This window comes from Caballeronia sp. GAFFF1 (genome assembly GCF_023630705.1).
Taxonomy (GTDB): domain Bacteria; phylum Pseudomonadota; class Gammaproteobacteria; order Burkholderiales; family Burkholderiaceae; genus Caballeronia.
In genome coordinates this window covers 28,017-51,767 of sequence record NZ_JALQEM010000034.1, presented here as the reverse complement: position 1 = coordinate 51,767, position 23,751 = coordinate 28,017, and the positions used below count along the sequence as shown (strand labels likewise).

At 62.3% G+C, this 23,751-nt stretch carries 19 protein-coding genes; 11 read left to right on the top strand and 8 right to left on the bottom strand.

Annotated elements, in window-relative coordinates; genetic code table 11:
* Positions 1 to 68: 68 nt before the first annotated feature.
* The 4 genes from NCR37_RS19900 (at position 69) to NCR37_RS19885 (ending at position 4,486) form a co-directional block, all read left to right on the top strand.
* Positions 69 to 899, top strand: coding sequence for an NAD-dependent epimerase/dehydratase family protein (locus NCR37_RS19900; protein WP_250474552.1), 831 nt, complete (start codon positions 69 to 71; stop codon positions 897 to 899).
* Complete coding sequence (locus tag NCR37_RS19895; RefSeq protein WP_250474551.1) at positions 896 to 1,804, top strand: SMP-30/gluconolactonase/LRE family protein; 909 nt, start codon at positions 896 to 898, stop codon at positions 1,802 to 1,804. Before NCR37_RS19900 ends, NCR37_RS19895 begins: the two co-directional genes overlap by 4 nt.
* A gap of 157 nt (positions 1,805 to 1,961) precedes the next feature.
* Complete coding sequence (locus NCR37_RS19890) at positions 1,962 to 3,305, top strand: MFS transporter (protein ID WP_250474550.1); 1,344 nt, start codon at positions 1,962 to 1,964, stop codon at positions 3,303 to 3,305.
* A gap of 203 nt (positions 3,306 to 3,508) precedes the next feature.
* Positions 3,509 to 4,486 (top strand): aldo/keto reductase, encoded by a 978-nt coding sequence (locus NCR37_RS19885; RefSeq protein WP_250474549.1) that lies wholly within the window; start codon positions 3,509 to 3,511, stop codon positions 4,484 to 4,486.
* Positions 4,487 to 4,540: 54 nt separating this feature from the next.
* Here NCR37_RS19885 and NCR37_RS19880 read toward each other — a convergent pair whose 3' ends face one another.
* The 5 genes from NCR37_RS19880 to NCR37_RS19860 all read right to left on the bottom strand — a co-directional run bounded on the left by NCR37_RS19880 (position 4,541) and on the right by NCR37_RS19860 (position 10,048).
* Complete coding sequence (locus NCR37_RS19880) at positions 4,541 to 5,896, bottom strand: TAXI family TRAP transporter solute-binding subunit (protein ID WP_250474548.1); 1,356 nt, start codon at positions 5,894 to 5,896, stop codon at positions 4,541 to 4,543.
* A 137-nt stretch (positions 5,897 to 6,033) separates the two neighbouring features.
* Positions 6,034 to 6,921: a hypothetical protein gene (locus tag NCR37_RS19875; protein ID WP_250474547.1), complete on the bottom strand. Its 888-nt coding sequence runs from the start codon at positions 6,919 to 6,921 to the stop codon at positions 6,034 to 6,036.
* Between the two features lie 588 nt (positions 6,922 to 7,509).
* Positions 7,510 to 8,106 carry a hypothetical protein gene (locus tag NCR37_RS19870; protein ID WP_350029072.1) on the bottom strand — a complete coding sequence of 199 codons (597 nt, stop codon included), beginning with the start codon at positions 8,104 to 8,106 and terminating at the stop codon, positions 7,510 to 7,512.
* A 6-nt stretch (positions 8,107 to 8,112) separates the two neighbouring features.
* Positions 8,113 to 9,036, bottom strand: coding sequence for a DNA-3-methyladenine glycosylase family protein (locus NCR37_RS19865; RefSeq protein WP_250474546.1), 924 nt, complete (start codon positions 9,034 to 9,036; stop codon positions 8,113 to 8,115).
* A 268-nt stretch (positions 9,037 to 9,304) separates the two neighbouring features.
* Positions 9,305 to 10,048 carry a GntR family transcriptional regulator gene (locus NCR37_RS19860; protein ID WP_250474545.1) on the bottom strand — a complete coding sequence of 248 codons (744 nt, stop codon included), beginning with the start codon at positions 10,046 to 10,048 and terminating at the stop codon, positions 9,305 to 9,307.
* A 164-nt stretch (positions 10,049 to 10,212) separates the two neighbouring features.
* Between NCR37_RS19860 and NCR37_RS19855 the strand changes: the two genes are divergently transcribed.
* The 7 genes from NCR37_RS19855 to NCR37_RS19825 all read left to right on the top strand — a co-directional run bounded on the left by NCR37_RS19855 (position 10,213) and on the right by NCR37_RS19825 (position 20,290).
* The gene (locus NCR37_RS19855; protein ID WP_250474544.1) at positions 10,213 to 11,433 is read left to right on the top strand and encodes a pyridoxal-phosphate-dependent aminotransferase family protein; all 1,221 of its coding nucleotides are present in this window, start codon (positions 10,213 to 10,215) and stop codon (positions 11,431 to 11,433) included.
* A complete protein-coding gene (locus tag NCR37_RS19850) occupies positions 11,430 to 12,221 on the top strand; it encodes a 2-keto-4-pentenoate hydratase (RefSeq protein WP_250474543.1) in 792 nt (263 codons plus the stop codon). Before NCR37_RS19855 ends, NCR37_RS19850 begins: the two co-directional genes overlap by 4 nt.
* Positions 12,222 to 12,301: 80 nt before the next feature.
* Positions 12,302 to 15,343: an FAD-binding and (Fe-S)-binding domain-containing protein gene (locus NCR37_RS19845; protein ID WP_250474542.1), complete on the top strand. Its 3,042-nt coding sequence runs from the start codon at positions 12,302 to 12,304 to the stop codon at positions 15,341 to 15,343.
* 252 nt (positions 15,344 to 15,595) lie between these two features.
* Positions 15,596 to 16,885 carry an MFS transporter gene (locus NCR37_RS19840; protein ID WP_248324354.1) on the top strand — a complete coding sequence of 430 codons (1,290 nt, stop codon included), beginning with the start codon at positions 15,596 to 15,598 and terminating at the stop codon, positions 16,883 to 16,885.
* Between the two features lie 71 nt (positions 16,886 to 16,956).
* Positions 16,957 to 17,739 carry an enoyl-CoA hydratase/isomerase family protein gene (locus NCR37_RS19835; protein ID WP_250474541.1) on the top strand — a complete coding sequence of 261 codons (783 nt, stop codon included), beginning with the start codon at positions 16,957 to 16,959 and terminating at the stop codon, positions 17,737 to 17,739.
* A 79-nt stretch (positions 17,740 to 17,818) separates the two neighbouring features.
* On the top strand, positions 17,819 to 19,006 hold the full coding sequence (locus tag NCR37_RS19830; RefSeq protein WP_250474540.1) for a CaiB/BaiF CoA transferase family protein: 1,188 nt from the start codon (positions 17,819 to 17,821) through the stop codon (positions 19,004 to 19,006).
* A gap of 135 nt (positions 19,007 to 19,141) precedes the next feature.
* The gene (locus tag NCR37_RS19825) at positions 19,142 to 20,290 is read left to right on the top strand and encodes a DSD1 family PLP-dependent enzyme (protein WP_250474539.1); all 1,149 of its coding nucleotides are present in this window, start codon (positions 19,142 to 19,144) and stop codon (positions 20,288 to 20,290) included.
* Here NCR37_RS19825 and NCR37_RS19820 read toward each other — a convergent pair.
* The 3 genes from NCR37_RS19820 to NCR37_RS19810 are packed head-to-tail and all read right to left on the bottom strand — an operon-like array spanning position 20,287 to position 23,567.
* Entirely contained in the window at positions 20,287 to 21,315 is a 1,029-nt protein-coding gene (locus NCR37_RS19820; protein WP_250474538.1) for an FUSC family protein, read from the bottom strand. The genes NCR37_RS19825 and NCR37_RS19820 overlap by 4 nt on opposite strands.
* Positions 21,316 to 21,368: 53 nt before the next feature.
* Positions 21,369 to 22,007: a LysE family translocator gene (locus NCR37_RS19815; protein ID WP_250474537.1), complete on the bottom strand. Its 639-nt coding sequence runs from the start codon at positions 22,005 to 22,007 to the stop codon at positions 21,369 to 21,371.
* A 60-nt stretch (positions 22,008 to 22,067) separates the two neighbouring features.
* Positions 22,068 to 23,567, bottom strand: a complete 1,500-nt coding sequence (locus tag NCR37_RS19810; protein WP_250474536.1) for a GGDEF domain-containing protein — start codon at positions 23,565 to 23,567, stop codon at positions 22,068 to 22,070.
* Between the last annotated feature and the right edge of the window lie 184 nt (positions 23,568 to 23,751).

The following is a 23,751-nucleotide window of genomic DNA, read 5'->3' as shown; positions in this document are numbered from 1 at the left end:
CTTGCCCGGCGCAACGCAGCCGAAAAACGTTTTACCGTATTGCATTCAATTTTAGTAGAGGAGTTTCGATGAACAACACCAACGCAACGGGGAAACCCTTCAAGCGTCTGCTGCTGACCGGTGCCGCCGGCAATCTCGGCCGCCAGGTGCGCGGCGCGCTTGCACAGTGGGCCGACGTCGTGCGCGCATCCGATATCGCCCCGCTCGACGATGCCGCAGCGCATGAAGAAGTCAGCTCGGTCGATCTCGCGGACCGCGACGCGGTCATGCGCCTGGTAGAAGGCGTGGATGCAATCGTGCATCTCGGCGGTATATCGGTGGAAGCGCCTTTCGACGACCTGATCGAAGCGAACATTCGCGGCACGTACAACATTTATGAGGCCGCCCGCCGTCATGGCGTGAAGCGCGTCGTATTCGCAAGCTCGAATCACGCGATCGGCTTCCATCCGGTCACCGAAGTGCTCGACGCCGACGCGCCGCAGCGCCCCGACAGCCTCTATGGCGTGACAAAGTGCTTCGGCGAGTCGCTGTCGCGTTATTACTTCGACCGTTTTGGCATCGAGACGGTGTGCCTGCGCATCGGCTCTTCGTTCGAGGAACCCAAGAATCCGCGCATGCTGGTCACGTACCTCAGTTACCGGGATTTCATCGAACTGGTGCGTTGTTCGCTGTTCACCAATCGCGTCGGACACACGGTCGTGTATGGCGCATCCAACAATCCGCTGAAGTGGTGGGACAACACGAAGGCGGCGTTCCTCGGATTCAATCCGCAAGACAGCTCGGCCGAATTCAACGATCGCTTCCCGGTCACGGCGCCGACGGCCGAGCGTGATGATCCCGCGCAGCGCTTCCAGGGCGGCGCGTTCGTTCTCGGCGAGCCGATGGAGCGCAGCCAATGAGCGGCGCGCCGCGCGTCGAGCGGCTGGAGGCCGCCGGGCGCGCGACGGTCGGGGAGTGTCCGGTCTGGCATGCAAAAGACCGCGCGTTGTATTTTGTAGACATCCCGGACCGGCGCATCATGCGGCTGCACGTCGAAAGCGGGCGGCGCGCGGACTGGACGCTTCCCGAGCAGATCGCGTGTTTTGCATTCAATGCCGCCGGCACGATCGTCGCCGGCATGGAAACCGGGCTGCACGCGGTGACGCTGGAGAATGCTGGCGAAGCTCGGGCTACGCCGCTTGCCGCGCCCCGTTTCGCCGCGCCCGGCATGCGCTTCAACGATGGGCGATGCGACCGGCAAGGGCGTTTCTGGGCGGGCACGATGGTGCAGGACATGTCGCTCGCCAGCGCGGCGGGCGCGCTCTATCGCTACGGCGCGGACGGCGTGTTGTCCGAGCCGGTCGTCGATGGTCTCGTCACGCAGAACGGGCTCGCGTTCTCCCCGGACGGCGCCACGATGTACCTGTCCGACTCCCACCCGACGAGGCGCCTGATCTGGGCATTCGATTACGACGTCGCGACGGGCACGCCGCATCATCGCCGCGTGTTCGCCGATCTGCATCACCACGCGGGGCGTCCCGACGGCGCCGCTGTCGACGCGGACGGCTGTTACTGGACTTGCGCCAACGATGCGGGCCGCCTGCTGCGCTTCACCCCAGACGGCAAGCTGGACCGCTCCATCGCGTTGCCCGCTGTGAAGCCGGCGATGTGCGCGTTCGGCGGCGGCGATCTCTCGACGCTTTACGTCACGTCGATTCGTCCAGCCGTCAACGCGACAGACGACGACGGTTGCGTCTTCGCTTTGCGCCCCGGTGTGCAAGGATTACCGGAACCGGAGTATGCCGGTATGTTACCGGTCGCATAAATGCCATGAAAACGCGGCGACCGACGCCCGCGAAGCGTGTGGTCGGCTACCTCAGCACAGGCTAAACACCAGTTCTGTACTCCGTCCGTAAAGAGTAGGCTGGCAAGTCGTAACCTAAATCAACGACCGTCCGCTTGCCCATTCGGAGGAGAACTTGATGGACCTTGAAACTCGCACCATGAAGCACGTGATGGTACGGCTCGTTCCGTTCCTGATCGTGTGTTACTTCGTTGCCTATCTGGATCGCGTCAACGTCGGCTTCGCTGCATTGCAGATGAACAAGGCGCTCGGCTTCTCGGCGAGCGCATTCGGCTTCGGCGCGGGCATCTTCTTCATCGCATACTTCTTTTTCGAAGTCCCGTCCAATCTCTTGCTCGAACGCTTCGGCGCGCGGCGGTGGATCGCCCGCATCATGTTCACATGGGGCATTCTGGCGGCGGCGATGGCGTATATCCCGCACATCGCGCAAGCGACCGGCTTGTCCAATGCGTACGTGTTCTATGGCTTGCGTATCCTGTTGGGCATTGCCGAGGCCGGCTTCTTCCCCGGCATCATCTTCTTGCTCACACTGTGGTTCCCCGCCAAATATCGCGGACGCGTGGTGGGATACTTCATGGCTGCGATTCCGCTTTCCACGGTAATCGGCGGGCCGATTTCCGGCGCGCTTCTGCAACTGGACGGCCTCCATGGCATGGCGGGCTGGCAGTGGCTCTATCTGATCGAGGCCTTGCCCGCGCTGCTGCTCGCGTTCGTCGTGTACTTCTATCTGACGGACAGGCCTGCGGACGCTCACTGGCTGGCCGACGACGAGCGTCAGTGGCTCGTGGACCGGCAAGCGCACGAGCGCGCGCATCGCGAGGCGGTGCATTCGTTCAGCGTCAAAGAGGCGCTTTTCAACCGTCGCGTGCTGGCCATTGCGTTGATTTATTTCGGCGCCAATGCAACCAACTATGGTTTGAGTTTCTTCCTGCCGCAAATCGTCAAGGCATTCGGCTTGAGCAACGTACAGACCGGCTTCGTGACATCGCTGCCGTATGCAGTCGGCGTCATCAGCATGGTGCTGTGGGGACGTCATTCGGACCGCAAGCTCGAAAGACGCTGGCATGTCGCGATCGCGCTCCTGGTCGCCGCAGGAGGCATTGCAGCGTCGGCCGGGCTCGATAACCCGGTGCTGAAGATGATTGCGCTGTCGATCGCGGGCTTCGGCATTTTCGGCTGCCTGCCGGTGATCTGGACCTTGCCTGCTGCGTTTCTTTCCGGCGCGGCGGCTGCGGGCGGCATCGCAGCGATCAATTCACTCGGCAATCTGGCGGGCTTCTTCGGTCCGTATGTGATGGGCTGGATCAAGGACAGCACGGGCGGCTTCGGCGCGGGCCTGCTGTGTCTGTCCGGAGCGGGGCTGATCGGTGTGGCGGCTGTGTTGCTGCTGCATCACGATACGGCGCTCGAAACCATATCGGGCCCGCAGAATATGGAAGAAGGGGAGCCGGTGAGGTCCTGATCCAATACCGCTTCTCATCTGCGTAGTTCCGAGTGCCCGCCACCGTGCGGGCACTTTTCTTTGTGGGAAGGACTGACTCCTTTGTACGGACGACAAGGTCGCGGCAAGCAACGCATTGCAACCTGCGCTAATGTCATTGTCTCGGCCTCACATGCGATGACGCCATCTTTCGAAAACCAATCGACTGCAAGGAGAATGTCCCAATGGACTACGTGAAACTCGGTACAACCGGTCTGGAAGTGTCGCGCCTGTGCCTTGGCTGCATGACGTTCGGTATCCCCGAACGCGGCACGCATCCCTGGACGCTCGATGAAGAGAAAAGCCGTCCCATCATTCAGCAAGCGCTCGATGCAGGCATTAATTTCTTCGACACTGCGAATACCTATTCGGACGGGACATCGGAAGAAATCGTCGGACGCGCCTTGCGCGAAATGACGACGCGCGATGACATCGTGATTGCGACCAAGGTATTCAATCGCATGCGGCCGAGTCCCAATGGCGCGGGACTGTCGCGTAAGGCGATCATGAACGAGATCGACAACAGCCTGCGACGGCTCGGGACCGATTACGTAGACCTCTATCAGATCCATCGCTGGGACTATACGACGCCGATCGAAGAGACGCTCGAAGCATTGCACGATGTCGTGAAGGCCGGCAAGGCGCGCTATATCGGCGCATCGTCCATGTATGCATGGCAGTTCAGCAAGTCACTCTATACGTCGCGTGCCAATGGCTGGACTGAGTTCAAGACCATGCAGAATCATTTGAACCTTCTCTATCGCGAAGAGGAGCGCGAGATGTTGCCGCTATGCGCGGATCAGGGCATCGGCGTGCTCCCGTGGAGTCCGCTTGCACGAGGACGTCTCACGCGCGACTGGGATGCGACCTCCGAGCGTCAGCAAACGGATACGTTCGGCAGCACGCTTTATCAAACACATGATGCGGATCGCGCGGTAGTGGAGGCAGTGGCGGCCGTCGCGAAGGCACGCAATGTTCCGCGCGCTCAGGTCGCGCTGGCCTGGGTGGCGCAAAAAGCGCCGGTGACCGCGCCTATTATTGGCGCTTCGAAGCCTCACCATGTAAGCGATGCGGTCGCAGCGTTGTCGCTGAACTTGACGCCAGAAGAGATTGCGCAACTGGAAGCGCCGTATGTGCCGCACGCGGTGGCGGGCTTCAAGTGATCCATTGATTGCAGATCGGGAGCGGGATAACTGCAACGCGATGCACGGCCCTCGTCAGACGACTTGCCTGTCCCGTTTGCCTTGAGTACTCAACCGCGAGCGCACGAAGCCGATGTGCTCGCGAAGCACATAAAGCGCATCGGTATAGGCGAGCGGCAACTTCAGCGTATCGAGTGAAGCTTCGATGTCGTCCAGCTCGACAAGCAGCGCGCGCCGTTCGTCATCGCTCGAAAGATGCATCGCGCCGCGTTCCAATGCGATTAGCGCGCCGTAGTAGCGATAGATGCGCGATCGCACGCGCCACCGATACAACGCTGGCACGATCCGAAGCGCTGGAAAGATCAACACAGCAACGGGCAACAGCAACACGAGCGCGCGATCGGCCACGTTCGCCAGCCAGAACGGCAACGCGCGATACAGGAAGCTCTTGCCGGAGCGGTAATAGCGGCTCGCGTCTTCACTGATCGGGAACTCGTGCGCGACCGGGCTCGGGAATTGGCCCGCGCGCTGCAACAGCCCCGCCTTGCCGTGCACTTCCTGCGCCGCTTCGATCAACAAGTCGGACAACGCCGGATGCAGGCTCGTGCGTGCCACCAGTTCGACGGTCGGGCTGATCAAATGCACGGCTTGGGGCGGAACGCGCCGGCCGAGATCGAGGACGCCGGGCGGCAACTCGATCTCGTCGAGATAGGGAAAGAGGCGCGTATAGGCATCCGCTTCGTTGAAGTCCATCACCGAGATGCCGGGCACCTTCAAGAGACGCAGCATCAACGTGCGCGTCGCGGAATCGCCACTTAGGAACACTGCGTCGGCCTCTTTGCTGACGAGCTGCGTGGCGGCCTGAAGTCCGTCGGTCGATAGCAGTTGCGTGCTGCCGCCGGGAGTGATGCCGTTCGCTTCGAGCAGTTTCAGCGACAGCGTGCGCGTGCCGCTGCCTTCGCGTCCGATGGCAACACGCTTGCCTTCAAGTTGCGAGAGCAGCGTCAGGCCCTTGCCGCGATAGAACACGACCAAGGGCACGTAAGCCACGCTGCCGAGCGACATCAGCGACGACGCTTGCTCCGGCGTGGCGATGCCGCCTTGCACGAGTCCGAGATCGACGTGAGCCTTCGGGTCCAGCAGGCGCTCGACGTTCTGCACCGAGCCATCGGACGGCAGCACCTTCAGCGCGACGCCGTTACGTGCCAGCAGCTTCGCGTACTCCCCGGCAATCTGATACAGCGAGCTATCGGGCGGCCCTGCCGTGATGGCGATGGATCGCGGCGGCGCGGGATTGACGAGCCACACGACTAGCGCAATGGCGAGAGCCGATGCGAGGATTAGCGGCCCGACCGACCAGGTGAGGTCGTGCAGGACTCGCCTCGCATGATCGCGCACGAAGTGCGACCGAGACATGCGAGGCCGCGTCATCGGCGGACCGCCTTTGCATTTTGCATACCGCGCAAACCTTCACGCATGTCGAGTCCGTTCGAGAGCTGCGTTGACTCGCAGTGTACCGCCAGGCGGGCCCCCGACGGCAGTGGCTTGTTCGCGATGGCATTTTGCATTCAGGCCCAGTGCGCCGGAATCCACACGGTCCCGACCCAGTGACCCGGAACCCAGACGGCGGGACGCGGCGCGGGTGCGGCATACACCGCGACCGGCTGGGGCGGCGGCGGGGGCGCAGCCACAACGACCGTCGTGGGCGAAGGAGGCGGAGCGACCACCGCCGTCGACGAGGGCGGCGGCACGGCGACGACGGTGGTGCCGCCGGTGACCGTGCCGCCTGACACGACCGTCGCGCTGTGCGTGCCTGTGGTGGCGGTGACGGTGCTCGACGTGACGACGACGCCCTGCGCGACGCTCGTCGCGCTGCCCGCATGAGTGACCGTGCCGCCGTTCGATGTGTCGATCGTGCCCGAGCGGTTGCATGTGTAGCCGGCGCAAGTCGTCGATGCGCTGTGCGTGGATGTGTTCCCGCTCGGTCCCGTTACCGAGCCCGAGGACGAGTACTGCCCCGGCGCGCTACGCGTCACAGTATCCGCGGTCGTTGCGGTTTTGCCGTTCGGGCCGGTCACGTTGCCGGTATGCGAGCACGAACCGCCCGCGCATGTCGTGTCGCCAGCGTGTTGCATGGACCGTCCATAGGGGCCGTAGGCCGTGCCCGAGTTCGAGAACTGGCCGGGGGCCGTGCGCGTCACCGTGCCGGAATTCGTCGCGACGCTGCCCCAAGGGTTCATGACCCCGCCCGCATGGGAACAGCTGCCGCCGCCGCACGCGCCCACGTGCGCGCCGCTATAGGCGCCGCGGCCGGTATATGCCGTGCCGCCGCGCGCCCAGCCCGCGAAAGCCGATCCGCTCGAGAGCGCAAGCGCTGTCGTCGCGACGGCGATCAGCAGCCGGCGCAAGCCCGCCTTCGAAGAGAATGAGGCGGCGAGATTCGATTTGTCGTTCACGGTAGTTCTCCTCGATGAGTGGGCCACTTGACGTTGCAAGTGGCGACGCGGTGACTATAGGAGAACGCCCGGGCGATGTCCCGCGCGAACTTGTTTCATGCGATGTCATGGGCGTCGGTGCGAACGGTGACTTCACTGCGAATTACCGTTCGCATAATGACTCCGCGGTGTCGTCCGTTGCTTCGATCGTTGCGAAGAGCGTCTCGGTGCTGATGCATGGGCGACGATGGCAAGTCGCGCGTTCGTGCCTGCTCGCTTGTCTTCGATTTCGGCGCGTGATGCGCTTGGCGATTGAACGGCGGTTGTTTGAATGCAGTTATGTAGGCTTCGCGTTGACGCCGGCGATTCATCTGCAAACGAGGTTCGCTAACGAGGATCTACACGGTTGATACATGCTGTAGTGAGCGATCATTCGGCCGCCACGACTGTGGCAAGCCGAATGTGTATCTTCGGGTGAACTCGTTGTGGATGATTACCGTATGAGCCCTGCGGCATACGCTTCGCGTGCATGCATGTTTATGCCATCCTGGATGCGTGCACAATACGCTAGCCCCCCCACAGTGCTCTGCTTACGAACCGCAGGTTCCGTCAATCTTTGCCGTAGGACGGCGGCTGCGGATTGTGGGCCGGGTTCGAATCGAGTTTGCTGATGTCGATGATCGCGTCGCTGAATTCTGCTTTGAGCTGCAAGAGATCGGCCTCGAGCGCATCGGCTATCGTCTTGTCGTATAGCTCGCCGCCACCCGCATAGAGCGTGAAAGCTTCGAGATACTTCGCTTTCTTAGCGGGATTCTCGATCGTTTCGCGTGTCCATCGATAGAGCGGGTAGTGCTGCGTGCCTTCGCGTTCCGCTTCGGCCACGTAATCGGCGAAGGCGTCGAACTGGCATTTCAGCACCGCGTCGTGCTTGCTCAGCAGCGCATTCAGCGATGACAGCGCCGCATGTTCCGGTTCTTTGCGTACCAATTGCGCGTAGTACGGACTGAGCCGAATGCGCACCTGGTACTGCCACGTTTCGTCGTTCATGGTGTTCTCCTGTTGTGCGTCACGCAGACTATACCCCTGCATGGCATTCGTGAACTGAGTGTCGGAGGTTGTCGTCGCTTCACGGGTCCACAATGCCGCGGAAACATGAGTTGCATTCGGTATGCAAACGGCAGGCATGCGGTATTCAATCGACCGCATGCAAAACTATCCGCCTCGCGCGCGCCCGGCTTCCATGGCAACGCCGTTCCACAAATGCATCGCGGCGTAGGCACGCCAGGGGCGCCAGCGATCGGTGTACGCTCTTTGTCGAACTGAAGTGGTGAGCGCCGGCTCGCGCCGCGCGATTGCCTGCATGAGCACGAGGTCGGCATCGGGCCACGCGTCGGGGTCGCGTAGCGCCCGCATGGCGACATAGCCGACGGTCCACGGTCCGATGCCGGGCATGGCGAGCAGGTCATGTTTGAGCTGCTCGCGATCGTTTCCCGGCGTGTCGATCGGTAGTGCGCCCGTTGCCACGGCTCGCGCGAACCGCTGCACGGTCTCCACCCGTTTGCCCGGCATGCCGATCCGGCCGAGGTCGGCGGCCGCGAGTTCCGCTGGCGTCGGGAACCGCCAGGCCGTGCCTTCATGCGCATGACCGTCGATGCGTCTACCGGCGCGCTGAACAATCCGCGCCATGATCGTCGATGCGCCTTTCACGCTCACTTGCTGGCCGACGATCGTTCGCACGACGAGCTCGAAGCCCGACCAGGCACCTGGAACACGCAAGCCGGGCGCAGCCTCGACGAGCGGCGCGAGCAGCGGATCGCGCGTGAGCCAGCGACCGATAGCGCGCGGATCAGCGCCGACGTCGAACATGCGCGACAGCGGCTCCGCGAGTTCGTCGGCGTGCCGACGAACATCGCCCTGGACCGTTACCACCAGACGATGCTTACGCTCATGCGGCCTCACCTCGACGATGCCATCCTCGCCGCGCCATTCGATCGCGCGACGATACACGCCGCCCTCGACCGTCTCCACGCCCGTTGAGGCTCGTCCGCCGATGAAGGCGCACAAGCGAGTCCAGTCGAAAGGCCGGGTAAAAGGCAGTTCGATCACCGTGGCAGCGACACTTTGGGTCGATTGCATGCTGAATGCCGAATGAAGAATGCCGGAGATGGGTATGTGGTAGTTGTCGAGGTCGACAGGGTTCCCGAGGACGGCGAAAACGGACGAGAACTATCGAAGCGGCCCTGTGAGCTTCGCACGGGTGAGAATGGGCGCCCCGTACACACCCATTGCATGCTGTCGATCAGCGGGGTGCGTCGTCGAAAAAAGGTGCCTTCGGTCTGCGGGCATTCTTCCGCCGATCTCGACCCGATCCCGCAGTGAAGCTTCTATCTCAACATCGCATTCATTATGCGTCTTTGGCGCGGCGCGTTGCCGGCACAGCAGGCTTCACCGTCGTAAGCGTGCGCTCCGCGAGCACCGCATCGCGCTTGCCCAGCAGATGGCGACGCAGGATGGCGGACATACGCGGGCCGTCGCGCGTTTCCAGGGCAGCAATCATCTCCTCGTGCTCGCGAATGGCGCTGTCCCACTTCGGCGTCTGAAAGTTCGACCGAAACCGCAGCGCCTGCAAACGACGATTGATCGACACGTAGGTTTGCCGCAACGCAGTGTTTCGCGCGGCCTCGTTGATCTTGTCGTGAATGACCCGGTTCCGCGCGTAATAGCCGGACAGATCGTTTTTCGCGCGACATTGAACCATCTCTTCGTGCAACGCCTTGATGTCCGCAATCTCGGCAGGCGTGATGCGTTCGCAAGCCAGTTCGCCGGAGAACGCTTCGAGCCCGCTCATCAGTTCGAACATCTCCCGAATCTCGAGGTCGCTCATCTGCGCTACCGAGGCGCCCCGGTTGGGCGCTATCTCGATCAGCCCTTCGGCCGCCAGTACCTTGAGTGCTTCACGCAGCGGTGTGCGCGAGATGCCCAGCGTCTCGCAGAGCTTGCGCTCGTTGAGCTTGACTCCCGGCGCGAGCAAGCCCTCGACGATGAAGCTGCGCAGCTTGTCCACCACGGTGTCGTGGAGCCGTAGCCGTTCCAGCTTGGGCAGCAAAGCGGATGGCAAGTGGGCTTCCGGCAGATCCAGGTTTTGCATTCAATACCTCGAATATCGTTTCGCTGATTCTAGCTCACCGAACGCCCGAAAAACTGCTAACGGGTTATCCCTAGGCCATTCGGCCTAATAAATCCTTTGTCGGCGCGAGTCACTGCGTTAAAGTATTTTGCATGCAAAATTCAATTTATTGAGGATGCGCACTGATGCTGACGCTCGACTTTCATCCCGCTGGCCGCCACTTTTTGCAGATTCCAGGGCCTAGTCCGGTACCCGATCGCATTCTGCGTGCAATGAGCTACCCGACCATCGACCATCGCGGTCCGGAGTTCGGCGCGCTCGGCCTGAAGGTGCTCGACGGCATTAAGCGGATCTTCAAAACGACGCAACCGGTGGTGATCTATCCGGCGTCGGGAACCGGCGCGTGGGAAGCCGCGCTCTCTAATACACTGAGTCCGGGCGATGCCGTCCTCATGTATGAGACCGGCCACTTCGCGAGCCTGTGGAAGAAGATGGCCGAGAAACTCGGCCTAAAGCCTGAGTTTCTTGGGTTGCCGGGCATCGAGGGCTGGCGTCGCGGTGTGCAGCCCGACATGATCGAGAAGCGTCTGCGCGAAGACACACAGCATGCGATCAAGGCCGTCTGCGTCGTTCACAACGAGACGTCGACCGGCGTGACGTCCAATATCGCCGCAGTGCGCCGCGCAATGGATGCCGCCGGCCATCCCGCGCTGCTCCTCGTGGACACCATCTCGGGCCTTGCATCCGCCGATTACCGCCATGACGAATGGGGCGTCGACGTTACGGTGTCGGGCTCGCAGAAAGGCCTCATGCTTCCGCCGGGCATCAGCTTCAACGCGGTCTCGCAGAAGGCGCTCGAAGCATCGAACGAGGCGAAGCTCCCGCGCGCGTTCTGGGACTGGACAGAGATCATCGAGATGAACAAGCAGGGTTATTGGCCTTACACGCCGAACACGAACCTGCTTTACGGCCTCCTGGAAGCGCTGGACATGATTCTCGGAGAAGGACTCGACAATGTGTTCGCGCGTCATCAGCGGCTTGCCGCGGCGTGCCGTTCCGCGGTCACGGCCTGGGGCCTCGAGATCCAATGTGCCGATCCCGCCGTCTACTCGCCGGTGCTCACGGGCGTGATGATGCCGGAAGGCGTCGATGCCGACGCTGTCCGCAAGCTCATCTATGAACATTTCGACATGTCGCTGGGCACGGGCCTCGGCAAGCTGAAGGGCCGTATGTTCCGCATCGGGCATCTAGGCGACTGCAACGATCTCACGCTGATGGGCGCACTCACGGGCTGCGAAATGGGACTGAAGCTCGCGGGCGTGCCACTGAGAGACAGCGGCGTGGCCGCAGCGATGAACCATCTGACGAGCCATATCGCAAAGCCCGAACTGAAGGTGGCCGCGTGAGCGCCCAGTTCGACGCTGCCGCTGCTGCTTTGCTGTTTCTGCAAGCGAAGGCGCATCGCGCGAAACTCGACACCTTGCCCCAAGGCGCGCGACCTACCAACGCCGACGAAGCCTACGCTGTGCAAGAAGCGACGTTGCGCGCGCTCGGAGCAAGCGCCGGGGATGCCGGTCATGCGGGGTCGATCGGCGGCTGGAAGGTCGGTGCAAAGTCGACGGACGGTCCCATTCAGGGTGCGCTCCTGCCGGCCGACGGCGTGCATCGCTCGGGCGCACGCCTTTCGATGCAGGCTTTCGGCAAGGCCGCGCTGGAACTCGAAGTGGCGTTCACGTTCAAGCGGCGCTTCGAGGCGGGTAGTGGTCCGTACGACGACGCGCAAGTACTGGCCGCTATCGATTGCATTCATTCGGCAATCGAAGTCGTCGCGAGCCGCTTCGCCGCATGGCCCGATGTCGACAAACTCTGGCAACTCGCGGATTTGCAAAACCACGGCGCGTTGGTGCTTGGCGAAGGCGTGCGCTATGACGAGTCGTTCCCCTTCGTATCGCCGGCCATGGCCTTTACGTACGACGGCCGGCCGCTCTTCGACGCGACGCCCGCCAATCCCGCAGGCGACCCACGGCGGCTGCTGGCCTGGACCATCAATCACGCGGTGTCCCGGGGCCTCGCCGTCGAGAAGGGCGTAGCGATCACGGCCGGTTCTTACACCGGCATGGCGTTCCCCGACGGACCAGGCACAGGGATCGGCGCAATCGACGGTCTTCCTCCCGTTCAGCTGCATTTCGAATGAAGCATTAGGGATTAGGGATTAGGCATTACGCATTACGCATTACGCATTCGAAAGTCCACGGCCCCTCAGCGATAGCGACGATGCTCAACTCAACTACCGACCGTCTAGTCAAGCCGATACATCTGGTGCCCGCCTCGGCGCGAGCGCGGGTCGGCTCGGCGCCTACGCCTCTGCAGGCACGCTTGCAGCGCGAGTTGAAAGGGGATGTGCTATTCGACCGCGCTTCGCGCGGGCGCTACGCGACCGATGCATCCATCTACCAGATCATGCCGCTCGGCGTGGCGGTCCCGAGAGATCAGGAAGATCTTCGCGTGGCCCTCGACATCGCGCGTGCACAGGGCGCGAGCGTCCTCGCACGCGGCGCGGGTACGAGCCAATGCGGACAGACCGTCGGCGAGGCGCTCGTCATCGACACGACGAAGTGGCTGAACAATATCGTCCATTTCGACAAAGACGCACGCACGGTGACCGTGGAGCCGGGCGTCGTGCTCGATCATCTGAATGCCTGGCTCAAACCGCATGGCCTGTGGTTTCCGGTCGATGTATCGACGAGCGCGCAATGCACCATAGGCGGCATGGCCGGCAACAACTCATGCGGCTCGCGCTCGATGGAATACGGCATCATGGTGCACAACGTCGAGTCGATCGACGCGATCCTCGCTGACGGACATGAAGCGCGCTTCGGCAGGCTATCCGCGATGCAATTCGATGCGCGCATGCGCGATCTTGTCGACGGAGTGCGTAGCATCGCTATGCGCGAACACGATGAACTGCGCGAGCGCGTTCCCAGGGTATTGAGACGCGTGGCCGGCTACAACCTCGATCTCTTCGATTGCCAGAGCCCGCTGCCTTTCACCGACGGTGAGCCGAACCTCGCCAACCTGCTGGTCGGTTCCGAAGGCACGCTTGCATTCAGTCGGCAATTGACGCTCAAGCTCTCGCCCATTCCCGCGCATAAAACGCTCGGCGTCGTCAACTTCCCGAGCTTCTACGACGCGATGGACATGACGCAGCACATCGTGAAGCTCGGGCCGGTCGCCGTCGAACTCGTCGATCGCACGATGATCGATCTCGCGATGTCGAATCCGTCGTTTCGTCCGGTCATCGAGAAGGCGCTGGTCGGCAATCCAGAAGCGGTGCTGCTCGTGGAGTTTGCGGGCGCTGAACGCGACAAGCAGTTGATGAAGCTCGCACAACTGGTCGAGTGGATGGGCGATCTGGGCTTGCCGGGATCGGTCGTGCAGATGCCTGAAGCCGGCCCTCAAAAGGCGCTATGGGAAGTGCGCAAGGCGGGGCTCAACATCATGATGAGCATGAAGGGCGATGGCAAACCGGTGTCCTTTATCGAAGATTGCGCGGTCCCGCTCGAACATCTCGCGCAATACACGAGCCGTCTGACTGAAGTCTTCAGGAAGCACGGCACCGAGGGCACATGGTATGCACATGCAAGCGTCGGTACTTTGCATGTGCGGCCCATTCTCGATATGCGGCGCGACGGCGCGGTGAAGATGCGCGCGATCGCGGAAGAGGCCGCAGCGATGGTGCGCGAATACAAGGGCGCTTATTCGGGCGAACATGGCGATGGCCTCTGCCGTGGCGAATGGGTCGCGTGGCAATACGGGCCTCGCATCAACGAAGCGTTCCGGGACATCAAGCGGCTGTTCGACCCGGATAACCGCATGAGTCCGGACCGCATCATCGCGCCGCCGAAGATGGACGATGCCGCGCTATTCAGGTTTCCGCCGTCGTATCGCGAGCGGGAAACCACAACGCAGCTCGACTGGTCCGCATGGAACGTGACGCGAGATCCGGCAACGGGCATCGAGGGCGTTGCCGGCTCGGGTGGCGACCTCACGGGCGGCCTCGCGAAAGCCGTCGAGATGTGCAATAACAACGGCCATTGCCGCAAGTTCGACGCGGGGACGATGTGCCCGAGTTACCGCATCACGAAGGACGAACAGCATGTCACGCGAGGCCGCGCCAATACGCTGCGTCTTGCGCTCTCCGGTCAACTCGGCGAGGCCGGTGAAGGGCTCGCGAGTCAGGAAGTCAAAGAGGCGCTCGACCTCTGCGTATCCTGCAAGGGATGCAAGCGCGACTGTCCGACGGGCGTCGATATGGCGCGCATGAAGATCGAAGCGCGTGCGGCATGGAAGGCGCGTCACGGTCTGCGCCTGCGCGAAAGACTCATTGCCTATCTTCCTCGCTACGCGCCTTTTGCGAGCCGCATGCCGTGGCTCCGCAACGCCCTCGAAAAGAACATGCCGGGCACTGCGCGCTGGTTGAAGCTTAAGCTAGGGCTCGCGCCGCAACGTGCGTTTCCACAAATCAAGAAGCCATTTCTCGACGCAGCGGCGAGCGAACGGGTCGTATCCGCGACCAAGGAAGTGCTGCTCTTCGTCGATACGTTCAATAACTACATGGAGCCGGAGAATGCTCGGGCCGCACAGCGGGTGCTGCAAGCGGCCGGCTATACGGTGCATCTGAACACGAAAGCAGGCGAGCGACCGCTGTGCTGCGGGCGGACGTTCCTTGCGGCGGGACTCGTCGAAGAGGCGAAATCCGAAGCGCGCCGCACGCTCGATGCACTACTGCCATACGTAGAACGGGGCGTGGCCATAGTCGGGCTGGAGCCATCTTGCTTGTTGTCCTTGCGCGACGAGTTTCTCGGTTACGGATACGGCGATGCGGCTATTAAGGTAACCGAAGCATCGTTCTTGTTCGAGGAATTTCTCGTTCGGGAACGTGCCGCCGGACGCTTCGAGCTTGCGCTGAAGGCGCTCGACAAGCCCAGGGCGCTGCTGCACGGTCATTGCCATCAGAAAGCATTCGACGCCGTGCGCCCGGTCGAAGCCGTGCTTGCGTGGATCCCGAAGCTGAACGTCACAACTATCGAGTCTTCATGTTGTGGCATGGCCGGTAGCTTCGGCTACGAGGCGGAACACTACGAAGCATCGCAAGCCATGGCGGAATTGTCGCTCTTGCCGGCGGTGCGTCAGGCACGCGACGCGCAAGACGGAATCATCGTGGCGGACGGTACGAGTTGCAGACATCAGATCAGCGATGGCGCACAGACCGAAGCGTGGCATGTAGCCCGCGTTCTCGAACGTGCCCTCGCATGAATCGAAGCGAGCGAAATAGAGCTTAGAGATAAACGATCCATTCATCGACACCATGACAGCGGACACTTCATCGATCCGCGATTAGGAGACGAAGCCATGAAACCATCGTATAACCCGCACAGCCGCCGTTCCCGCCGACGAGCGCCATAGGCCCGCGCCAGTTTTTCGTCCTAAGCAACAAGACGCTGTTCCGTAAGTCGTGACAGGCGCCGTCGTGCGCCCGGCTCACGCACGCGACCACTCAAGGAGACGATGATGTTCCGTCGAGCCACTACGCGCGTTCTATTGCTGCTATGCGCGATGTATTTCATCACTTATATCGACCGCGTGAACGTCAGTACCGCTGCCAGTCAGTTCGGCGCGGAGCTCGGTCTTTCGCATACCCAGATCGGGTTCGTGTTCTCCGCTTTCGCGTATCCGTATTTGGTGTTCCAGATCATCGGTGGATGGGTGGGGGACCGCTTCGGGCCGCGTCGAACGCTCACGGTATGCGCCATTATCTGGGCGGGCGCGACGGTGCTGACCGGCATGGCTGGCGGCTTCCTTTCGCTGATCGTCGCTCGCGTTCTTCTCGGCCTGGGCGAGGGCGCTACCTTTCCGACCGCAACGCGCGCGATGTCTAACTGGATGCCGGCCGATCAGCGCGGTTTTGCACAAGGTATTACGCATGCAGCATCCCGCATCGGAAATGCAGTCGCGCCACCGCTGATCGTATGGCTGATGCTCGCGACGAGTTGGCGCGGCGCGTTCATTATCACCGGCATCATCAGCTTCCTGTGGGCGCTCGCATGGGTGTTCTACTTCCGCGACAACCCGCGCGATCATCCTCGCATCACCGACAGCGAATGCCAGACGCTTGCCACTTACTCAGGCGTGAAGGAACGGAAGGCCGTGCCGTGGCGCACCTTGCTCGGTCGCATGGCGCCCGTGACCGCCGTCTATTTCTGCTATGGCTGGGTCCTCTGGCTGTTCCTTGGGTGGATCCCGCAGTACTTCCTGCACAACTATCACATGCAGCTCGGCAAGTCGGCGCTGTTCGCGTCGGGCGTATTCTTCGCGGGCGTGCTGGGTGACTGGCTCGGCGGCTCTCTGACGGATCGCATCCTGCGCAAGAGCGGGAACGTGAGACTGGCGCGCAACATGATGGTCGGCGTATGCATGCTGCTGACGCTGTTATCGCTTGCTCCGATCATGCTGGTGTCGAATCTCTCCATCACGCTCGTGGCTCTGTGCCTGTCCGCTGGGTTCTTCTTCAACGAGATGACGATCGGCCCGATGTGGTCAGTGCCGATGGATATCGCGCCGAAGCATTCGGGCACGGCCGCTGGCATTATGAATTCGGGATCGGCGCTGGCGGCCATCGTCAGCCCGGTCGTCGGCGGATGGATCATCGATCGCACCGGCAATTGGAACCTCCCGTTCACGGTGTCGATGATCCTGATGGCGGCCGGCATCATTCTCTCGTTCGCCATGCGCCCCGACCGTACGCTGGAAGTTGAAGATGAAAAGAATGAGACAGCGCATGCGAGGAAGTTCGTGTGACTTGCCGGGTGGGCCGCTCCGACTGTGGGTCGGCGGCCCGACGTGCATGCAACATTCAATCAGGAGGCAAAGTGGCGGAAGCATCCATCGTGACGACGCGCGACGGCGATATCGCGACGGTTATCATCGACCGGCCCGAGAAGCTCAACGCAATGACCAAGCACTTGTGGCAATCGCTGGGCGAAACCATCGAGGCGCTGTCCCGAGACGATGCGCTGCGCTGCATCGTCCTGCGCGGCGCGGGTGAGAAGGCGTTTTCGCCCGGCAACGATATTGCGGAGTTTCGCACCGACCGGTCCAACGTGGAGCAGGCGAGGGCCTACGGCGCAATCATGCACCGGACGCTTGCGGCGTTGAAGGGTTGTCGTCACCCGCTGATTGCGATGATCCACGGCATATGCGTCGGGGGCGGTCTCGAAATCGCGGCGATGTGCGATCTGCGCATCTGCGGCGAGTCGAGCCGGTTCGGGGCGCCAATCAAGAACCTGGGCTTAGTGATGGCTCATGCGGAAATGGAGGGGCTTGTCCAACTGGCGGGGCCAGCGGTCGCGCTGGAGATCTTGCTCGAAGGACGAATCTTCGGCGCGAGCGAGGCCCTCGCAAAAGGACTGGTCACACGAATCGTTCCGGATGGCGACGTGACACCGCATACCTATGAAACCGCGCGCCGCATTGCCGATGGTGCGCCGCTCGTCGCGCGCTGGCATAAACAATTCGTCCGTCGCGTGTTGGATCCGACACCGCTCAGCGACGACGACCGTGACGAAGGATTCGCCTGTTTCGGCACAGATGATTTCCGCGCAGGGTACGAGGCGTTTCTGAGCAAGATCAAACCTGAATTCAAGGGGCGCTGAGATGGCATACGAAATACCAGACGACGCGTCTAAGCGGACGACGGAATCGGCAGGGACGAGGAAGGGACCGTTAGCGGGCATGCGGGTGATCGAACTCGCGCACATCATGTCAGGCCCCATCTGCGGAATGATGCTCGCCGACATGGGCGCGGAAGTCATCAAGGTGGAGAAGATCCCGAACGGCGACGATTGCCGGCGGTTCGCGCCCATTCTCGCGAGCGGCGAATCGGCATCGTTCATTATCGTGAACCGGAACAAGCGAGGCATCGCGCTTAACCTCAAGACCGAGGGCGGCAAGGAGGTGCTCAAGACGATGCTCGCGACTGCCGACGTCGTTACTGAAAACTATCGGCGCGGCACGATGGAAAAACTCGGCATGGGCTATGAAGCGCTACGCGCCGTCAACCCGGGTCTCATCTACTGCGCAATCTCAGGCTATGGGCGCAGTGGGCCCATGGCGGACAAAGGCGGCTTCGATCTCATCGCTCAAGGCATGAGTGGCTTGATGAGCATGACCGGCGAGCCGGGGCAGGCGCCAATCAAGGCGGGGTCCCCTGTCACGGACATCAACGCGGGCATTCTCGCCGCGCTCGGCATCAGCGCGGCGTATGCGCGAAAACAGGTCACCGGCTTGGGGCAGATGGTCGATACGTCGCTCTTCGAAGCCGGATTGCAGCAAATGTACTGGGCCTTCGCCAACTACTTCGCGGACGGGACGGTGCTGCCGAAGGCAGGCTCGGCCAATCCGACGAGTGCGCCATATCAGGCCTTTCGCACACGCGATGGATGGGTGAACATCGGCGCGGCCAACCAGAGCAACTATGAGAGATTAGTCGGAGTACTGAACATCAGTGGATTGGCTCAGGACGAGCGTTTCCAGACGAACGCCGGACGGCTCAAGCATCGGGAAGCGCTCGTCGCAATTCTCACTGCACGCCTCGTCGAGCGGACCACAGACGAGTGGCTCGCCGCCTTCGACGAAATCGGCTTGCCGAGCGGACCGGTGCTCAGCGTTCCCGAGGCGTCGTCACATGAGCAAGCCTTGGCGCGGGGCATGATCGTCGAGACGGAGCATCCGCTTGCGGGCCGTATGCGAGGCATCGGCTTGCCGATTCACTTCTCCGATTCTGCAACTCAGTCGTCGCGTCCGGCACCGCTTCTTGGCCAGCACACGTCCGAACTGCTGCATGAGTATGGTTTCGACGACGAGCGTGTCCAGGCGCTGAAAGATGAAGGCGCCATTCTGGAGACGGAAGTCCCGGCGTAAGTCTCTGGCGGCTTCGCGCTCCGCATGGGGCACTATGAATGCTGCACTTTGAATGCGGCATTTTGCGCGCAGCATGCTCGCGAGCGGAGTGTCACGCGATAAGATGACTCTCCGCCACCTCACTCGCCCGCGCCCATGACGCTCGCCCCACCACCCGCAGCCCGCATCGGCGACACGCTCGCCGAAGTTGCGACGCCTTCTCTCGTGCTTGATCTCGACGCATTCGACTCGAATCTCGCGCAGATGAACTCGTTGGCGGCACGTCACGGCGTCGCCTTGCGCCCGCACGCAAAGGCGCACAAGTCTAGCGCCATCGCGCGACGTCAGACGGACGCCGGTGCGGTCGGCGTTTGCTGCCAGAAGTTGTCGGAGGCGTACCCGTTCGCAGCGGCGGGCATCGCGAGCATCCACATTAGTAACGAGTTCGTCGGCGTGGACAAAGTGTCGATGGCCGTCGAACTGGCATCGCACGTAAGGCTGTCGGTCTGCGTCGATGCGTTGACGCAAGTCGCCCCGCTCGGAGACGCGGCGGCACGCGCGGGCGTCCACATCGACATATTGGTCGAAGTCGATGCGGGCCAGCATCGATGCGGCGTGACCAACGACGACGCGCTGCTGTCGCTCGCCGATGCGATCGCCGCACAGGAGGCGCTCTGCTTCTCGGGTATTCAGGCGTACCACGGTGGCGCCCAGCATATTGTCGACTGGCAGGCCCGCAAGACCGCAGCGAGTCGTGCCGCTGAACGCGCGGCGCATTTTGCATGCACATTGGAGGCACGTGGCATTCAATGTACCGTCATCACCGGCGGCGGAACGGGCACTGTCGAGTTCGATGCCGCCAGTGGCGTCTATACCGAGTTGCAGCCCGGGTCTTACCTGTTCATGGACGGCGACTACGGTGAGTTGACATGGAGCGACTCCCTGCGCTGGCGGCAAAGTCTCTTCGTATTGTCGACGATTATGAGTGCCGCGCGGCCCGGCGTCGCCGTGTGCGATGTCGGGCTCAAAGGACTGGCGGTTGACTCGGGATTGCCGCGCAGCGTGCAACCGCTCGATGCGTTCGACGAGCACTCCTTCACCTACATTGCCGCGAATGACGAACACGGCATGCTGGAAGCACAGCTTGCGCGATCCGGCGACACGGGTTCGCTGCTTGGCACGCGCATTATGTTGCCGCCAGGCCATTGCGATCCGACGGTCAATCTCTACGATGAATACGTGTGCCATCGTAACGGACGCGTCGTCGATATGTGGCCCATAGATGCGCGGGGACTGTCGCGCTAACGCCTCCTTGGTTGGTCGCTTGGATAGATGGCCGTAGTTAGCGCGTCGAGGTCCGTCACGATGAGGCCGACGACGAAGTAAGCGACGTCCCGCCCCCCGACATCCGCCCGATTGTGCTCGAGCGCCTCTTTGAGATGGCGCATGCACTCGCGCACGCGCTCCAGCTTCGACGGATCCTGCTTCATGTCGTTGAGGGCGTCCGCAAGAGTTGCGAACGGCGCCTGCAGCGCGCGGCCGATCTCCCGGTAATGCATTTTGTATTCACCCGTCGGCTCATTCGACAGCGCCTTTCCAAGAAACAGCGCGTCACTATGTAGTCGACGCAGAAACGGCGCAGCCTTGTCGATTGCATCCGAACGATGACTGCGCAAAGGCACGATGATGTGCTCGCGCTCGGCTTCGTGAAGCGCATCGTCGAGGGCCTGCTGCGCCTGCGCGCTGAGTGCTTCAAGCCGGGCGGCCCGGTCTTCGTCGGCTTGTCCTGAGAGTTGTATGTCGATGAGCTGACGGAGGCTTTCCAGGGTGTCGGCGACACGTCGATGAGCGGTAAGGAGCGCGCGATTCGGCCATATTGCTGAAACGATAAATGCCGCCGTCACGCCAATAAGAATCTCGAGTACCCGATGCAACGGCCGCTGGAAGGGGGCTCCGGAGCCCGCTGGTATCAAGACGACAATCACGAGAGTCACGCAGGCGAGCCGCATGGCCGGACGCTTCGCGGTCAGGGCGGCGAGCGGTATCAGCGCGACCGCGAATACGTCGAGCGGCGCAGCGCCGCGCTGAATGGCCATCACGCCGATCACACCCGCCACGCCGCCGATGCAGGCCCCGATGACTTGATCGCGTGCGGTGCCGAGGGCTTGCGTCAGACTCGGTTGAGTGACGACGACCAGAGTCGTAATCAGCGCCCAATAGCCTTCTGGAAGCGCGGCCAGGCGCGCGCCCGCATAGCTGATTGCACACGCGACGAGCGTGCGCACGAAACGGCGCGCTTCCGGTACGCCGAAGGACAGCCAGGTGGGCATATTGGTATTCCGAATTCTCCATTCTTGTGTCGGAATTCTGAATGCAAGCCGGCTCAAAGGCCGTCCTTGCCCGCAGCGACGATTAGTCGCAAACCGAGCGTTGCGACCATCGTTGCCGCGATGCGGTCGATCCACCCTTTCGCTCGCAAGTACACATCGCGCGGCCGACGGCTCGAGAAGCAGAGCGCGACGACCGTGTACCAGCCGAACTCAATGCAGAATACGAGCGACGGCAGCGCGAAATAACACCAGAGCTGCGGATGCTGCGGCAGGAGCGCCGCGAAGATGCTGCCGTACCAGATTGCGGTCTTCGGGTTGCTCAGCTGGGTGGTCAGGCCGAGCCAGAACGAGCGGCGCAGACTGCCGGTGACTTGTCCGCCGCGAGTCTGCATTGACAGCGGCTGCGAGGCGCCGCGCCATATGCGCAGCGCGATGTACACGAGATAGAGTCCGCCGGCTATTTTCAACGCGACATAGAGCCATTCGACGGCGAATAGCAGCGTGTAGAGACCCGCCAGCGCGATACCGGCGAATGCGATCCCGCCGAGGCCCATGCCAAACGCCGTGGCGAGGCCGTCGGCCCGCGAAAGACTGATCGCGTTGCGCGCGACCATGACGAAGCTCGGTCCGGGAATCATCGCGCCGAGAAGAATCGCCAGCAGAATCGCGGATATGGCCGCCGACGTTGTCATTGGGTGGCTCCTTCGTATGCGAAATGCCGGCGTGTTAACGTAAGCACAGGTTGACTGTGCCTACGCGTTGCCGCTCGCCATGCTGTTTTCGTGAACCGCACGATTGCGGCCGGCGCCTTTCGCGCGATAAAGCGCGGCATCGGCGCTGTTGAGCAGCTTGAGCGCGTCGTCGCCTTGCCGCGGATGAACCGTTGCACATCCGATGCTGATCGTGAGTACGCCCTTCAGGGACCTGCTGTTCGGAATATCGAGCGCCTCGACGTTGGCGCGCAGGCGCTCCGCGAAGACGACGGCTGCGGGCGCTGAGGTGCCGGGAAGGACGATCACGAACTCCTCTCCGCCGTAGCGCGCGACGATATCGCCGGGTCGCTGGACGGCGTTCTGCATGCAATCGGCAACGGCCACCAGTGCATCGTCGCCCATCGCGTGACCGTAGGTGTCGTTATAGAACTTGAAGTGATCGACGTCGATGAAGAGCGCCGAGATCGGATAGTCGGCGCGGCGTGCGCGACGCCACTCTTCGCCGAGACGTCGATCGAGCGCGCGACGGTTGCTCAGGCCCGTCAGCGAATCCGTGCCGGCGAGCCGCTGCAACTTCTCGAGCGCGATGGCGCGCGAACGCAGCGAAATCGCAAGAAGCCACGAGATGGCGATAAAGCCGCCGCCGAACATCAGCGTCAGGCCGCCGATGACCGTGCTGCGTTCCCTCCAGCCTGCGAGTACGTCGTCTTCTGCGGGTGCAACGGCGGCGATGAGGTTCGTACCCGGCACGCGCACGAAGGTATAAAGGCGGCGCACGCCATCGAGTGGAGAGGTGGAGATATACGAGCCGGAGCTTTCCTGCTTCATCGAGGCGAACGTCGGCGATGCGGATACGTTATTCGCTCCGTCGCGAGGCAACGGCGGCTTGCGAGCGAGCATGAGACCGTCGCGTTGCACAATGAATACCGATCCGGAGCGTCCTACGTTCACGCGCGACAGCAGCGAATCGAAGTAACTGACGTTCATCGCGATGACCGCGACGCCTGCAAACGAGCCGTCGGGCGCGTTGATGCGCCGGCTCAACGCGAGAGAACGTTGACCGCTGCGCAAGCGGGAGCGATACGGCCCGGAGATGTATAGCCCGACGTCCGGTCGCTCGACGTGGACCTTGAAGTAGTCGCGGTCGTTGAAGAGGAGATCGGCATGTCCGGAAGGATCGCGTTCGTCGACAATGCGCCCTTGCGCATCCATCACGAAGGCGCCGCCGATATAGCTCACGGCCGTCGCGCCGTCGAAGAGGACCAGCCGGCGGAGTTCCGGAGATAGGCCGGCCACGACTGGATTTTGCCTGCCACTCACGATGGTGCGCAACGACAGGTCGCTCGATTCGATATTGCGTGCAATGTCCGCGCTCAGTGTGGCGACCACGTTCGACGATGCCTGGTGCGCGTTCTGCAGCGCCTGTGCGCGACCTTGCCATAAAGCGGCGAACGAGAGCACGGCCATCGAAAGCGCCACTGCCGTGCCAATCGCGCCCGCGAGAAGCGGGAACTGCGAGAAGACGTCGGCTATGCGCATCCATGCATGAGTATTGCGGCGAAATAGCCGTCGTCGGACGGCTCGGCCGCTTTGGCGTACGGCCCTGATTTTACGGCGCATTCATCTCTCCGTGACGCGAGCGTGTTTCCGATCGATCCGCGACGCGTGGTCCTAGCGTTCGGGATGTCCGGGCGCAGCACTCCTACGTATGCCGGTCACGAGC